Consider the following 13,768-nt stretch of genomic DNA (forward strand, 5'->3'; position numbering starts at 1 on the left):
CAAGGCCGTCAAATCACATAGGCGTCTCGGCGCCTAAACATTTGGCGGCGAATTTCGGAAAGCGCCTTGTTTTGAACAAGGCGCTTTTTTCTTTGTGCGCGCACATCACTTCTCATGCGGAGATCGGATTAATGCGCGTTTCGACCATCACCATTGCCATCGCGGCTCTCATCGCGTCGCTCGCCGGCGCCAACGCTGCGCCGCAGGTTCGCGCCGGCGTCCTGCAATGCCAGGGCGGACAGAATGTCGGCTTCGTTGTCGGCTCGGTGACCTCGTTCGAATGCCTGTTCCAGAGCGAAGGCCGCAGGCCAGAGCCCTATATCGCAACCGTCCGCCGCTACGGCGTCGACCTCGGCTTCACCGATCAGACGCGGCTGGCCTGGGCGGTCAACGCGCCGGTCGGTCGGGTCGGACGCGGCGAGCTCGCGGGCAGCTACGGCGGCGTCGGCGCCAATGCCTCGGTGGGTGTCGGCTTCGGCGGCAATTTCCTGGTCGGCGGTCCGCAGAATGCCTATGCGCTACAGCCGATCAGCGTGCAGGGCCAGACCGGGCTGAATGTCGCGGCCGGTATCGCCGATATTCAATTGCAGCCGTATCGACCGGTGCGCGGCGGCCGGCATCATCATCATCGCCGCCATCGCGGCTGAAACGCCAATCATGCCGATGCAAGAGGCCCGCGCAAGCGGGCCTTTTTTGTTGGGCACGGACGCCCCTGTTGTGCCATAGACAGGCAAACGTCATCACAATGGCGTCAACCGTTACCCCGCATCATGCTTACTTTAAAGCTGGAGATTTTGATCATGCGCCGCTCTTCCATCCTTGCCGGTGTTGCCCTTGCCATGACTGCCTTCGTTGCCGGGTCCAGCGCGCAGCAGGGTCGCGTGCAGGTCGGCGTGCTGGAATGCCGCGGCGGCGCCAGCGTCGGATTCATCGTCGGCTCCGTCACCAATCTCGGCTGCGTGATGCGCGCCGCGGGACGGCCCGACGATTTCTATGTCGCGACCATCCGTAAAGTGGGGCTCGACCTCGGCATCACCCAGGAATCGGCGCTGGCATGGGGCGTGTTCGCGCCGGTCGCGCAGCTCGGCCCGGGCGATCTCTCCGGCAATTACGCGGGCGCGCAGGGTAGCGCGACGCTCGGCGTCGGCGTCGGCGGCAACGTGCTGGTCGGCGGCTCCAACAACTCGATCGCGCTACAGCCGCTCAGCGTGCAGGGCCAGGTCGGCGTTGCCATCGCGGCCGGGTTGGAGAGTCTGGAACTCCGCCCGGGACGGTAAGCCTCGCCGTCATTGCGAGCGAAGCGAAGCAATCCATCTCTCGATTCGGGGAACGATGGATTGCTTCGTCGCTGCGCTCCTCGCAATGACGATGGTGGCGTTAAAGGACAGTCTGACTGCCACGATGCAACGCAATAATTTTTCCCGCTTGCCAAAACCGCGGGACAGGCGGAGCATTGGAGCCGCCGACCCAATCATGGGCCGACTTCAAACATTGAAGGAGGCGGCGAATGGGACAAGACGTCAGAAGTCCCCGAGGTCCACGGTGCATCGCGCTGGTGGGCCCTTTCCAAAGCGGTAAAACCACCCTTCTCGAAGCAATCCTGGCGCGAGCCGGCGCCATCCCCAAAGCCGGCAGCGTCGACGCCGGAACCTCCCACGGCGACGCCAGTCCCGAAGCCCGACAGCACAAGATGAGCGTCGGCCTCTCCGCCGCGTCAGTCACCTTCATGGGCGACAGCTATACCTTCGTCGATTGTCCAGGCTCGGTTGAATTCACGCACGACATGCGCGCGGCGCTGCCCGCGGTCGATGCGGCCATCGTGGTCTGCGAGGCGGACGAGAAGAAGCTGCCGCAATTGCAGATTATCCTGCGCGAGCTCGAGGATCTCGGCATTCCCAGATTTTTGTTCCTCAACAAGATCGACAAGGCCAACAAGCGCATCCGCGAGACGCTGGCGACGCTACAGCCCGCCTCGCGCGTGCCGCTGGTGCTGCGGCAGATTCCGATCTGGAACGGCGAACTGATCGAAGGTTTTGTCGATCTCGCGCTGGAGCGCGCCTTCGTCTATCGCGAGCACAAGCCTTCCGAAGTCGTCGCGCTCGAGGGCGGCAATCTCGACCGCGAGAAGGAAGCCCGCTTCTCGATGCTGGAAAAGCTCGCCGATCACGACGACGCGCTGATGGAGCAATTGCTGGAAGATATCCAGCCGCCGCGCGACGCGGTGTTCGACGATCTCGCCCGCGAATTGCGCGAAGGCCTGATCTGCCCGGTGCTGCTGGGCTCCGCCATCCGCGAGAACGGCGTGCTGCGCCTGATGAAGGCGCTGCGGCATGAAGCGCCCGGCGTTGCGGAAACCGCAAAGCGCCTCGGCGCGCCCCAGCAAAAGGAGGCGCTCGCCTATGTGTTCAAGACCGTGCACCAGTTGCACGGGGGCAAGCTCTCCATGGTTCGCCTGCTCTCCGGCCATCTCGCCGATGGCGCGACGCTGCTGTCGTCTGCGGGCGAGAGTGGTCGCGTCTCCGGCATCCTCGGCGTCAATGGCGCCCACGATTCCAAGCGTTCGTCGGCGGATGCCGGCGACACGATTGCGCTCGGCAAGCTCGACGCCGTCAAAACCGGCGACACGCTCACCGGTGGCAAGACGGCGCCCGCCGTGTTGATCAAGGTCGAGCCTGCTGCGCCGGTGCTCGCGATGTCGATCGCGGCCAACGACCGCAAGGACGACGTCAAGCTCGGCCAGGCCCTGATCCGGCTGAACGAGGAGGATCCCTCGCTCACCATGGTGCAGAACCAGCGCACCCACGACATCGTGCTGTGGGGGCAGGGCGAAATGCATCTGCGCGTGGCCATGGAACGGCTGAAGGACCGCTTTGGCGTCAACGCCAAATCGCATCCCACCGCGATCGGCTATCAGGAGACCATCCGCAAGTCGATCACCCAGCGCGGCCGTCACAAGAAGCAGTCCGGCGGCCACGGCCAGTTCGGCGACGTCGTGCTCGACATCAAGCCGATGCCGCGCGGCACCGGTTTTGAGTTTGCCGAGAAGGTGGTCGGCGGTGCGGTGCCGCGCAACTACATCCCGGCGGTGGAGGAGGGCGTTGTCGATGCCCTGGCGCGCGGCCCGCTCGGCTTCCCCGTGATCGACGTGCATGTCACGCTGACCGACGGCTCCTATCACAGCGTCGATTCCTCCGACCTTGCGTTCCGCACCGCGGCGCGCATCGGCGTAGCCGAGGCGTTGCCGCAATGCGCGCCGGTGTTATTGGAGCCGATCCACACCGTCGAGATCGTCTGTCCCACCGAGGCCACCGCCAAGATCAACGCGATCCTGTCGGCGCGGCGCGGACAGATCCTCAGCTTCGATACCCGCGAGGGCTGGAACGGATGGGACTGCGTCCGCGCCACCATGCCGGAAGCGGAGATCGGCGACCTGATCGTCGAGTTGCGCTCGGCCACTGCCGGCGCCGGCAGTTTTACGAGACAGTTCGACCGCATGGCCGAAGTCTCCGGCCGCGATGCCGACAAGATCATCGCCGCCCATCGCGACGCGGCGTGATTTCTTCCGGGGTGCGTGCAAGCGCACCCCGGAAATCACGATGGCTCAGGGTCTGACACCTTCCTGCCACGGATCGTCCATATTGGATCGATGACAAGTCGGACGATCCGGGGCAGGGCTGTCGCATGCGTGTTTGGCCGTACATCGCCGCGTTGGTTGCGATCATCGCGGCGCGTGGCGTGCTCGCGCAGGACAAACCACCTGAACTGACGCCGGCCGGCAAAGTGATCTTGCAAGGCAAGCTCGCGGCCGAAGGCCAGCCACTCTACGACCGCCCTGGACCCGGAAAACCGATCACCTTCCCTCTGGCAATGTGCACCTTTCCGGGCGGTCTGTGCGGAGCTGTCCGTCGCGACGGAACGGTTGCCGTATCTCCACGCTATGACTGGGTCGGCAAATTCTCTGACAACCGCGCCGCGGTCCGCCTCAATGGCCTCTATGGCTTCGTCGACGAAGAGGGACGTGAGGTTGTCAGGCCGCAATACCGGATTGTCGGCGATTACGAATACGGCTTTGCGCAAGTCGACGTCGACGGCAAGTCCGGCCTGATCGATCGCGACGGCAAGATGGTGTTCGCGCCGAAATACGGTTTTATCACAGCGATGGGTCCGGACCGCTTTTACGTTTCCGAGCACAGGTGGGTAGGCGGAACGACCGGCGCTGAAGACTTTTCCGGCATGCGGACCGAGTTCACCGCGACCGGTGGCATGAAAGTTATCGGACTGTTTCTTGGTAGCGACACGATCATGCCAGACTCCTCCGGATACGTCGTCGACATCGCCGGACGACAGATCGAGCCGCGCGCACAATTTCCTGCATTCGACAAGAACGATCCATCGATCACATGGGTACAAAGAGAAAAACTATGGGGGCTGGCGCGTAGCGACGGGAGCTGGCTCGTCGAGCCAAAATTCCAGTACGTGGATGCGCTGCGTGATGGCCTTGCGCGCGTCACGCTCAACGGCAAGGTCGGCTTCCTCGACCGAACCGGAAATTTCGCGATCGAGCCGGTGTTCGATAAGGCCGAATGGTTCACGTCAGGTCTCGGGCGTACGTCGGCGGAGCGAGATGGTGTTGTGGGCGTGATCGACAAGACCGGCGCCTGGGTGTTCCGGACGAACTACCAGTACCTTTATCTCGCGAGGCAGCTGGGCAAGGACGGCGAACCGGAAACTGTGTTCGGCTGGCATTTCAAGAACGATAACCGGTGGGGGCTTTTGAACCTAGATGGCCGCGTAGTGCTGAATGCGGAGTTTGATCAAGTCGTCTGGCGTTGCGGTGACGATCGGCTACGGGCCTACAGGAACAAGGATCTGCTGTATTTCAAGGCGGATGGCAGCCCACTGCAACCGCCCGACGGCCGGCTTTTGAACTTCGCATGTAGTGATGCTCCGCTCTACACCTTGAAGATCGGCGACAAATACGGGCTGCTCGACTCCAACCTTCGGCCGCTTACACCGGTTCACTTCGACGCCATGGTCTGGGCAGGACAGAATGCTCGGAATGCGAAGATCGACGGCAAATGGGGACGTATCGGGCCGGACGGCCGCTGGCTGCTCGAACCGCGGTTCGACCACCTCTCATCCGACACGGATCCCTTCGTGGCATCTATCGACGGCAAGCGCGGCTTCGTTCGGGCAGACGGTTCATGGCTGATCGAGCCGAAATTCGACGCCGCAATAATCGGGCGCGACGGTAAGGCGTTCGTTACGATTGCCGGCACAACCGGCGTCGTGCGGTTGGCGGATCAGTCCTGGATCGTGCAGCCACGGCGAGGTGTCATGTGCGATATCGGCGGCGGCCTGATTTCGGAAGTCGACGGCAAGCGCGTGGTCCTGTCACCGGCGGGCGAGACCTGGGTCGACATCGGCGCCGAGCGGATCGGCATCAATCTCGATCTGGGGCTCCTGACCTTTCTCAGGGATGGCAAGTGGGGGCTGGTCGATACTTCAGGGCAGGTGATGCTCGAGCCGCAGTTTGAAGAGCCAACCTATTTCACACAGCGCGGCATCGCCTGGGCCAAGCGCGATGGGCGCTGGTGCGCGATTAACCGTCGCGGCCATCCTGTGCCGGGCATTGCATGCGCTGATGCCGATCCCCTGCGGCGGCCGAACGCCCGCTTCGAGTGCAAGGTCGAGCCCTGATCCGGCGCCTTCATGACCCTGATAATGCGCCTACCGCCTGGCGCCGGCCCGCAATGCTCTAGGAACGCTTGATATCTAAAACCTGTAAACCGATGCTTGAAACCCGTTTTCACACGGTGTAAACATATGCCGGTTCAGATTGAGAGAAGGCTCGATGATCACGGCCAATCAACTCAGGGCTGCGCGCGCTCTCCTGAATATCGATCAGCGGCAAACGGCCGATCTGGCGGACCTTTCCGTTCCGACCATTCAGCGCATGGAGGCGAGCGAAGGCGTCATCCGGGCCAACGTCGATTCCCTGATGAAGCTGGTTTCCGCGCTCGAGAACGCCGGAATCGAATTGATCAATCCGGGCGTGCCGAGCGTGTCCGGCGGGCGCGGCGTCCGGCTCCGCGAGCACGTCGCAAGCCCGAGGACCGTCCGGCAATCAAAATTGTCGTCGGAGCGGACTCGCTGAGCGCGGTGTTGCCGCATCCGTAGCATCCGGAAAGCTCATCAAGGTGCGGTCGCGCCTTTGTCCGCGCGTTCAAGCAATGCCAGCAGGCCTTGCAGCATCGCCATCGGCGTAGGCGGGCAGCCGGGAATGTGCAGATCGACCGGCACCACTTCCCTGACGCCTCCGACCACCGCGTAACTGCCGGCGAAACATCCACCGTCCCGCGCGCAATCTCCGACCGCGACGACCCATTTGGGATTGGGGGTGGCGTGATAGGTGCGCTCCAGCGCATCGCGCATGTTCCGGGTCACGGGACCGGTCACGAGCAGCACGTCGGCATGGCGCGGCGAGGCGACGAAGCGGATACCGAAGCGTTCGACATCGTAGTAGGCGTTGTTCAGTGCGTGGATTTCGAGTTCGCATCCGTTGCACGATCCGGCGTCGACTTCGCGGATCGACAGGCTGCGGCCGAGCCGCCGCCGTGCCGCGTCGCCGAGCGCCGCGGCGAGTTCGGCAAGGGCCGCGTCGCCCGCGGCCGGCGCCCGTTCGGTGAGCGGCCGGCGAATCAGGCTTTCAAACAGAAGCTTGCGCATCGGGTGCCGTCCCTAGATGTCCTGCCCTGAATACGAACAGTTGAATGACTTGTTGCAGAGTGGAAAGTCCGCCACGATGTTGTTCTCGATCGCCGCCTCGAGCAGTGGCCACTGGAACCAGGACGGATCGCGCAGGTGGCAGCGCTCGACGACGCCGTCGCGCAGGCGGAGCCAGACCAGCACGTCGCCGCGAAAGCCCTCGACGATCGCCATGCCCTCGCGCGCCTCGCGGCGATCTCCGGCATGCGTTCCCAGCGCACCGTCGGGTAGCCGCTCCAGAATCTGATCGATCAGCGCGATCGACTGCTCGACTTCACGCACACGGATCCAGACGCGCGCGTTGACGTCGCCCTCATTCAGGACCGGTACCTCGAAGCGCAGATTGTCATATGGCGCATAGGCAAGGGTCCGGCGCGTGTCGAAGGATCGGCCGGAGGCGCGTCCGATGTAGCCGCCGGCGGCGTATCGTTTGGCAAGTTGCGGCTTGACGATGCCGGTATCGACGGTGCGGTCCTGCAACGATGCGGTGTTGTCGTACAGCTCCACCAGTTCCGGAAAGCGCAGGCGGATGTTGTCGAGCGTCGTGCGAATGGTGGCCTTGCCCGCCTTGTCGAGGTTGCGCGTCACGCCTCCGGGCACGATGATGTCCCGCATCAGGCGGTGGCCGAAGGCGGAATGGGCCGCACGCAGAATGCTTTCGCGCAGCACGCCGCAATGGGCGTTGATCAGGGCGAAAGACGCATCGTTGCAGATCGCGCCGATATCGCCGAAATGGTTGGCGAGCCGTTCCAGTTCGGCCAGCAGCGCGCGCAGCCAGCTCGCGCGATCCGGCACCGTCAGGTCCAGCGCTGCTTCGGCAGCCTTCGAAAACGCATAGGCATAGGCAACGGTGCTGTCGCCCGATACGCGTCCGGCGAGCCGGACGGCCCGTTCGAGGCTGGCTCCCGTCATCAGTCCCTCGGTGCCCTTGTGGGTGTATCCCAGCCGCTGCTCCAGCCGGACCACGGTCTCGCCGCTGGCGGTGAAACGGAAATGCCCGGGCTCGATGATTCCGGCGTGCACGGGGCCGACCGCGATCTGGTGCATGTCCTCGCCTTCCACCGGAAGGAAGCGATAGGGCGCGGTCTGCGTCAGCGCGTCGATGCGCGCGCCCAGCGGAAAGCGAACGCCCCATCGATTGTGGTCGAGCCAGGGGCGGCCATCGGGCAAGCCTTCCGGCGACAATCCGAACAGGTCCCTGATGGTGCGCTCCAGTCGCATCGCGGGCGGGTGGCGCTGGCTGACCGAGGGGTAGCGGCGATCGGGGCAGTCGAGGCTGACGACGGCAACGGCCGCGGCCTGCTGGTCCAGGATCGCCATGTGCACGGTCGACGGTTCGCCCCAGAGACCGAGCAGACTCCAGCGTCCATGCGCCAGTTCGCCCGCGGCGAATTCCCAGATCGAGGTATCGACGGCAACGCGCGGCCAGGGGCGATGCTGCGGGATCGAGCGGCCTTCCAGCACAAGATCGGTCAGGGATGGCATGTGCCGTTCATCCTATCCAAGAAGCCGGGCGACGTGCTGGAACCAGGTCACGAGCGGCGGGGGCAGGTAGATTCCGGCGCCCAGAACCAAAGCGAGATGCGCGAACATCGGCACATAGGAGGCGTCGGCCGAAGCCTTGCTGCCGCGCGGCTCGCCGAACGCGACACTGGTGAGGCGCAGCGTCAATGCGCCAAACGCAAGCAGGAGCCCGAACACCAGGACGATCGCCAGCAGCGGCTGCCGCGCGAAGGTCGAACTGACGACGAGAAACTCGCTCATGAAGATGCCGAGCGGCGGCAGTCCGGCAATGGCGACGACGCCCACGACGAAACCCCATCCGAGCGCCGGATGGGTCACGGTGAGGCCGCGGATCCGGTTGATCCGCTGCGTGCCCTTGATCTGAGAGATGTGGCCGACGGCGTAGAAGATCGCCGACTTGGTGAGGCTGTGCATCACCATGTGCAAGAGGCCTGCGAAATTGGCGAGCGGGCCGCCCATCCCGAACGCGAACACGATGATGCCCATGTGCTCGATCGATGAATAGGCGAACAGGCGCTTGATGTCGCGGCGCCGGTACAGCATGAACGCCGCGAACACCAGCGAAACCAGCCCCATCGTCACCATCAGCGGGCCGGGAGCGATCGCCGCCGGATTGGCCGCCATCAGGATCTTGAAGCGCAGCAGGGCATAGAGCGCGACGTTCAGCAGCAGGCCCGACAACACCGCCGATATCGGCGTCGGGCCTTCCGCGTGCGCGTCGGGCAGCCAGGCGTGCAGCGGCGCGAGACCGACCTTGGTGCCGTAGCCGAGAAACAGGAAGATGAAGGCGACGTTGAGCAGCGCCGGATCGAAGCGCGCGGCGTGCTCGATCAGCAGGGTCCAGATCATGCCGTCCTGGCCTTCGCCGACCACGGGGCGCGCCGCCATGTAGACCAGGATGGTGCCGAACAGCGCGAAAGCGATCCCGACGCTGCCGAGGATGAAATACTTCCATGCCGCCTCCAGAGCAGCATGCGTGCGGTAGATGCCGACCATCAGGACCGTGGTCAGCGTCGCGAGTTCGACCGCGACCCACATCAGCCCGATATTGTTCGACACGAACGCGAGGTTCATGCCGAACATCATGGTCTGGTACATCGCGTGGTAGAAACGGAGATAGACCGGCGTCAACCGGCCGGTTTCGAGTTCGTGGGCGATGTAGCTGGCGCTGAAGATGCTGGTCGTGAAGCCGACGAAGGTGTTGAGCACGATGAAGACGATGTTGAGATCGTCGATCAGCATATAGGGGCCCGGCGGCGGGCGATCGATCACGAAGACGGAAAGCGCCGCGAGAAATGTCGCCAGGCTCGCCACCACATTGAGCCGCGCCGTCAGCCGGTAGCCGGGCAAGGCGGCCAGCAGCGCGGCCGACCCGATCGGGATCAGCAGGACCGCCGCCACGGCATCGAAGGAATGCGCACTCATCGCCGCTCGCCCCTGAAGTCATCGAGCGCGGAGACATCGACGGAATCGAACCGTTCGCGGATCCGGAACAGGAAGATGCCGATCACGATGAAGGCGATCAGGATCGAGAAGGCGACGCTGATCTCGACCACCAGCGGCATGCCCTTGGCGCCGGTCGCCGCCAGCACCAGCCCGTTCTCGAGCGACATGAATCCGACCACCTGGCTGACCGCGTTGCGGCGCGTCACCATGACCAGCAGGCCGAGCAGCACGACCGACAGCGCGAAGGCGAGATCCTCGCGCGCCAGCGGGTCGGCGTCGGCGGTCACCCGCAGCATCAGCACCATCGAGAGCGCGACCAGCGCCATCCCGGCCAGCATGGTCGGGCCGATGCCGACGGCCGCCTCGATGTCGCGATGGATTCCGAGCTGCTTGACGATGCGGTGCAGCGCCACCGGAATGACGATCGCCTTGAAGACGAGGGCGATGATTGCGGTGATGTAGAGATGCGGCGCGTCCTGCACGAACGCCTGCCAGGCCACCGAAAGCGACAGCACCACGGCGTGCAGCGCGAACACGTTGAGCAGCGAATAGAGCCGGTCCTGGTACAGCATCATGAAGCTGATGAGGACCAGGCCGCCGGCCAGCGTGTGCGACACGTCGAAGGCGAGGCTGTGCATCTGCATCAAAAACTCCTCGACACGAACAGCAGCAGCGTGCCCAGCAGGCCGAGCATCAGCGCCGCACCCAGGAACTGCGGAACGCGGAACACCCGCATTTTCGCGGTTGCAGTCTCGAACAGCGCGAGGAAGAAGCCGGCGGCCGCGAGCTTGACGATATAGGCGGCGGCGCCAACGGCGTAGGACAGCGCGCCGGTACCGAACACCGCGATCTTCCAGGGCAGGAACACGCAGGCGATCAGCGAGACATAGAGCAAGAGTTTGAGGAACGCGCCGAACTCGATCATGGCGAGGTGCCGTCCCGAATATTCCAGCACCATCGCCTCGTGCACCATGGTGAGCTCGAGGTGGGTGGCCGGATTGTCGACGGGGATGCGCGCGTTCTCCGCCAGCGCCACCATGATCAGCGCGATCACCGCCATGCCGAGCGACACCCGCAGGCCGACATAGGACGAGGCCATGAAATTGGCCACCGTCGAAAGCTGGGTCGAGCCGGCGACCAGCGCCATGCAGAACACGATCAGCAGCATCGCGGGCTCGGCGAGCGCGGCGATCATGACCTCGCGGCTGGAGCCGATGCCGCCGAAACTGGTGCCGACATCCATCCCCGCCAGCGCCAGGAAGAACCGCGCGCTGCCGAGCAGGGCGACGATCGCAATCAGGTCGGCGGTCCAGTTGAACAACAGGCCCGTCGCAAAGGTCGGCACCAGCGCGGCCGCGACCCAGATCGCGGCAAAGGTCACGTAAGGCGTCACCCGGAACAGCCACGAGGCGTTTTCCGCCAGCACCACTTCCTTGCGCAGCAGCCGCAGCAGGTCGCGATAGGGCTGGAATATCGAAGCACCCTGGCGGCGCAGCAACCGGGCCTTGACCTTGCGCACGAAGCCGGTCAGCAGCGGTGCCAGCAGCAGCACCAGCAGCATCTGGATGCCTTGCACCAATATGTCCGAGATTACGACCATATCGCGAGCACCAGAAGCAGCGTGACGAGGGTGGCGAACACCAGGCTGAGATAGCGGCGGATGGTCAGGAATTGCAGCCGGTTGAGTTTCTCGGAAGAAAGCCCGACTGCGGCTGCGATGGGTTCGTACATTCCTTCCCAGATCAGGTCGTGCAATTCGATCCGCAGCCGCGCCGGCCGGATATCGCCGGGCGCCGGCATCTCGACATGATCGCGCGCGTGGAAGGCCAGCGTGCCGAACACGCGGCGGATCGGCTGGGCGAAGCTGCCGCCGGAATATTGCGCCGCCGGCGTCGGGTCGGAGAAACCGCAGCCCCAGGCCGGCCCGCGCCGCAACGCATGCGAGGCGAAGCGGTGGATGAAGTAGACGGCGAGCGAGGCGGAGATGGTGATGAACACCATCACCAGCAATCCGTTGTAGGAACTGCGGCTCTCCGCGATCGGCACGATCGAGAGCCAGGGCTCGTTGACCTGTATCGGCATCCGGCTGCCGAGGATCTGCATCGCGACCGGCGACAGCGCATCGATCACCAGCCCCGGCAGGATTCCGGCCAGCAGGCACAATGCCGCGAGAATGAACATCGCAGCGAGCGAGAAGCGATCGACTTCGCCGGCGGTTTCCGCTGCGACGCTGCGCGGCCGGCCGAGAAAGGCAACTCCGTACGCCTTGACGAAGCATGCCGCCGCCAGCGCCGCCGCCAGCGCCAGCAGCGCCCCGATCGCGGGCACCATGATCTTCAGCGCCCATTGCGGCAGCTCCGGGCTTTGCAGCACGGCCTGGAAGATCAGCCATTCCGACACGAAGCCGTTGAACGGCGGGAGCGCCGAGATCGCGACGCAGCCGACCAGCACGACGAAGCTCGTGAGCGGCATGCGGTGGATCAGCCCGCCCAGCCTGTCCATGTCGCGTTCTCCCGTCGCGGTCAGGACGGCGCCGGCTCCGAAGAACAGCAGGCTCTTGAAGAACGAGTGGTTGAGAACATGGAACAGGGCGGCGGTGAAGGCGAGCGCGGCGGCGAGCTTTTGGCCGTTGGCCTGGAAGGCCATGGCAAGGCCGAGGCTGGTGAAGATGATGCCGACATTCTCGATCGTGCTGTAGGCCAGCAGGCGCTTGAGATCCCGTTCCATCATGGCATAGAGGATGCCCATCGCGGCAGTGATGCCGCCGAGGAAGAGCACGACCGCGCTCGCCGGCCAGCCCGGTTGCCCCAGCAGGTCGAAGATCACGCGGATGAAGCCGTAGATCGCGACCTTGGTCATGACGCCGCTCATCAGCGCCGAGACATGACTGGGAGCCGCCGGATGGGCGAGCGGCAGCCACACATGCAGCGGCACGAGGCCTGCCTTCGATCCCGCCCCGAGCAGCATCAGGATCAACACCAGCGTCGCCGTATAGGGCGTGTGCTGCGTGGCCCGGATGGCGGCGAACCCGTAGTCCCCGGCGGGACCGGCGAGCAGGCCGAAAGCCAGCAACAGCGCCAGCGTGCCGAAACTCGCCATCACCAGATAGACGTAGCCTGCCCTGGCGTTGCCGGCCTCGCGGTGATGCGCCATCACCAGCGCCCATGACGCAAGCGACATGAACTCCCAGCAAAGCAGGTAGGAAAACGCGTCGTCCGCCAGCACCACGAGATTCATTCCTGCCAGGAAGGCGGGGAAGAACGGCAGCACGCGGTAAGGGGCGTGATCGTGGCGGCCGTAGCCGAGGCCGTAGAGGCTTGCGGCCGCGCCGCCGAGGTTGACGACGACAAGGAAGAATCCTGCCAGCGCGTCGAGGCGGAAATGCGCGCCGAGCCAAGGCAGCCCGATCGGCAGCACCAGATCGCCGGGCTTCGTGGTGTCGCCGAGCAGCCAGCGAATGGCGCCGGTCAAGGCGATCGCGGACAGCGCGAGTGTCGCGCCGTACACCACGGCCGTCGCCGCCTTCGAGCGGCTCAGGATGATCGCCAGAACCGCCAGTCCCAGCAATCCGGCGATACAAGCCATTTGCAGGACGACAGGCGGCATCAGGAGCGCGCCCTTGTTCGGCTTGCAGGCTTGTTGCTGGCTTGCTCGCCCGGAACCGGCTTGGCCGAAGCGGAGCCGCTTTTCAGGCGCACGCCGCGCCCCTGCGAATGGCTGGCGGCGCCATCGTCGATCAACTCGATTCCGGCCGCTTCGAAGGCGGCAACCAGCTTGACCAGCGAATCGACGTTGCCCCGAACCATCGTTTCGCTCGACTCCATGCGCTGAATGGTGGCCACGGAAAGTCCCGACAGTTCCGCGAGCCGGCGCTGATCGATGCCAAGAAGCACCCTGGCGGCGCGCAATTGAGCTGCCGTCATCATTGGCCTGCCTCGCCGCCGGGATTCCTGCCCGCACCAAGGATCATCTCTGCATCATAATTAATGATGTTAAAGTGTCAACAAATGATATTTCAGATATCTAATCT

12 protein-coding genes are annotated in these 13,768 nt (G+C 64.4%); 5 read left to right on the forward strand and 7 right to left on the reverse strand.

Annotated elements, in window-relative coordinates; genetic code table 11:
- Positions 1–131: 131 nt before the first annotated feature.
- The 5 genes from JQ628_RS21010 to JQ628_RS21030 all read left to right on the forward strand — a co-directional run bounded on the left by JQ628_RS21010 (position 132) and on the right by JQ628_RS21030 (position 6,157).
- Complete coding sequence (locus tag JQ628_RS21010; RefSeq protein ID WP_212225015.1) at positions 132–647, forward strand: DUF992 domain-containing protein; 516 nt, start codon at positions 132–134, stop codon at positions 645–647.
- Positions 648–800: 153 nt separating this feature from the next.
- The gene (locus JQ628_RS21015) at positions 801–1,277 is read left to right on the forward strand and encodes a DUF992 domain-containing protein (RefSeq protein ID WP_212225017.1); all 477 of its coding nucleotides are present in this window, start codon (positions 801–803) and stop codon (positions 1,275–1,277) included.
- A 230-nt stretch (positions 1,278–1,507) separates the two neighbouring features.
- Positions 1,508–3,556, forward strand: coding sequence for an elongation factor G (locus tag JQ628_RS21020; RefSeq protein WP_212225019.1), 2,049 nt, complete (start codon positions 1,508–1,510; stop codon positions 3,554–3,556).
- A 125-nt stretch (positions 3,557–3,681) separates the two neighbouring features.
- Positions 3,682–5,700 carry a WG repeat-containing protein gene (locus JQ628_RS21025; protein ID WP_212225021.1) on the forward strand — a complete coding sequence of 673 codons (2,019 nt, stop codon included), beginning with the start codon at positions 3,682–3,684 and terminating at the stop codon, positions 5,698–5,700.
- Between the two features lie 154 nt (positions 5,701–5,854).
- Positions 5,855–6,157: a helix-turn-helix domain-containing protein gene (locus JQ628_RS21030; protein ID WP_212225022.1), complete on the forward strand. Its 303-nt coding sequence runs from the start codon at positions 5,855–5,857 to the stop codon at positions 6,155–6,157.
- Positions 6,158–6,195: 38 nt separating this feature from the next.
- On the opposite strand, the gene JQ628_RS21035 is transcribed toward JQ628_RS21030, so the two are convergent.
- The 7 genes from JQ628_RS21035 to JQ628_RS21065 are packed head-to-tail and all read right to left on the reverse strand — an operon-like array spanning position 6,196 to position 13,664.
- Complete coding sequence (locus tag JQ628_RS21035; protein WP_212225023.1) at positions 6,196–6,729, reverse strand: NADH-quinone oxidoreductase subunit B family protein; 534 nt, start codon at positions 6,727–6,729, stop codon at positions 6,196–6,198.
- A 12-nt stretch (positions 6,730–6,741) separates the two neighbouring features.
- Positions 6,742–8,253 (reverse strand): NADH-quinone oxidoreductase subunit C, encoded by a 1,512-nt coding sequence (locus JQ628_RS21040; protein ID WP_212225024.1) that lies wholly within the window; start codon positions 8,251–8,253, stop codon positions 6,742–6,744.
- A 12-nt stretch (positions 8,254–8,265) separates the two neighbouring features.
- Entirely contained in the window at positions 8,266–9,717 is a 1,452-nt protein-coding gene (locus JQ628_RS21045) for a hydrogenase 4 subunit F (RefSeq protein ID WP_212225025.1), read from the reverse strand.
- On the reverse strand, positions 9,714–10,376 hold the full coding sequence (locus JQ628_RS21050) for a hydrogenase-4 component E (RefSeq protein ID WP_212225100.1): 663 nt from the start codon (positions 10,374–10,376) through the stop codon (positions 9,714–9,716). The genes JQ628_RS21045 and JQ628_RS21050 overlap by 4 nt, the downstream gene beginning before the upstream one ends.
- A 5-nt stretch (positions 10,377–10,381) precedes the next feature.
- Complete coding sequence (locus JQ628_RS21055; RefSeq protein ID WP_212225026.1) at positions 10,382–11,338, reverse strand: respiratory chain complex I subunit 1 family protein; 957 nt, start codon at positions 11,336–11,338, stop codon at positions 10,382–10,384.
- On the reverse strand, positions 11,329–13,344 hold the full coding sequence (gene hyfB / locus JQ628_RS21060) for a hydrogenase 4 subunit B (RefSeq protein WP_212225027.1): 2,016 nt from the start codon (positions 13,342–13,344) through the stop codon (positions 11,329–11,331). Before hyfB ends, JQ628_RS21055 begins: the two co-directional genes overlap by 10 nt.
- Complete coding sequence (locus tag JQ628_RS21065) at positions 13,344–13,664, reverse strand: helix-turn-helix domain-containing protein (RefSeq protein WP_212225028.1); 321 nt, start codon at positions 13,662–13,664, stop codon at positions 13,344–13,346. Before JQ628_RS21065 ends, hyfB begins: the two co-directional genes overlap by 1 nt.
- Between the last annotated feature and the right edge of the window lie 104 nt (positions 13,665–13,768).

Source organism: Bradyrhizobium lablabi (genome assembly GCF_018129385.1).
GTDB lineage: Bacteria > Pseudomonadota > Alphaproteobacteria > Rhizobiales > Xanthobacteraceae > Bradyrhizobium > Bradyrhizobium lablabi_C.

What these genes read in the sequence shown, in the direction of transcription:
- JQ628_RS21010 (WP_212225015.1), top strand. Translation starts at nt 132, where the DNA reads ATGCGCGTTTCGACCATCACCATTGCCATCGCGGCTCTCATCGCGTCG.
- JQ628_RS21015 (WP_212225017.1), top strand. Translation starts at nt 801, where the DNA reads ATGCGCCGCTCTTCCATCCTTGCCGGTGTTGCCCTTGCCATGACTGCC.
- JQ628_RS21020 (WP_212225019.1), top strand. Translation starts at nt 1,508, where the DNA reads ATGGGACAAGACGTCAGAAGTCCCCGAGGTCCACGGTGCATCGCGCTG.
- JQ628_RS21025 (WP_212225021.1), top strand. Translation starts at nt 3,682, where the DNA reads ATGCGTGTTTGGCCGTACATCGCCGCGTTGGTTGCGATCATCGCGGCG.
- JQ628_RS21030 (WP_212225022.1), top strand. Translation starts at nt 5,855, where the DNA reads ATGATCACGGCCAATCAACTCAGGGCTGCGCGCGCTCTCCTGAATATC.
- JQ628_RS21035 (WP_212225023.1), bottom strand. Translation starts at nt 6,729, where the DNA reads ATGCGCAAGCTTCTGTTTGAAAGCCTGATTCGCCGGCCGCTCACCGAA.
- JQ628_RS21040 (WP_212225024.1), bottom strand. Translation starts at nt 8,253, where the DNA reads ATGCCATCCCTGACCGATCTTGTGCTGGAAGGCCGCTCGATCCCGCAG.
- JQ628_RS21045 (WP_212225025.1), bottom strand. Translation starts at nt 9,717, where the DNA reads ATGAGTGCGCATTCCTTCGATGCCGTGGCGGCGGTCCTGCTGATCCCG.
- JQ628_RS21050 (WP_212225100.1), bottom strand. Translation starts at nt 10,376, where the DNA reads ATGCACAGCCTCGCCTTCGACGTGTCGCACACGCTGGCCGGCGGCCTG.
- JQ628_RS21055 (WP_212225026.1), bottom strand. Translation starts at nt 11,338, where the DNA reads ATGGTCGTAATCTCGGACATATTGGTGCAAGGCATCCAGATGCTGCTG.
- hyfB (WP_212225027.1), bottom strand. Translation starts at nt 13,344, where the DNA reads ATGCCGCCTGTCGTCCTGCAAATGGCTTGTATCGCCGGATTGCTGGGA.
- JQ628_RS21065 (WP_212225028.1), bottom strand. Translation starts at nt 13,664, where the DNA reads ATGATGACGGCAGCTCAATTGCGCGCCGCCAGGGTGCTTCTTGGCATC.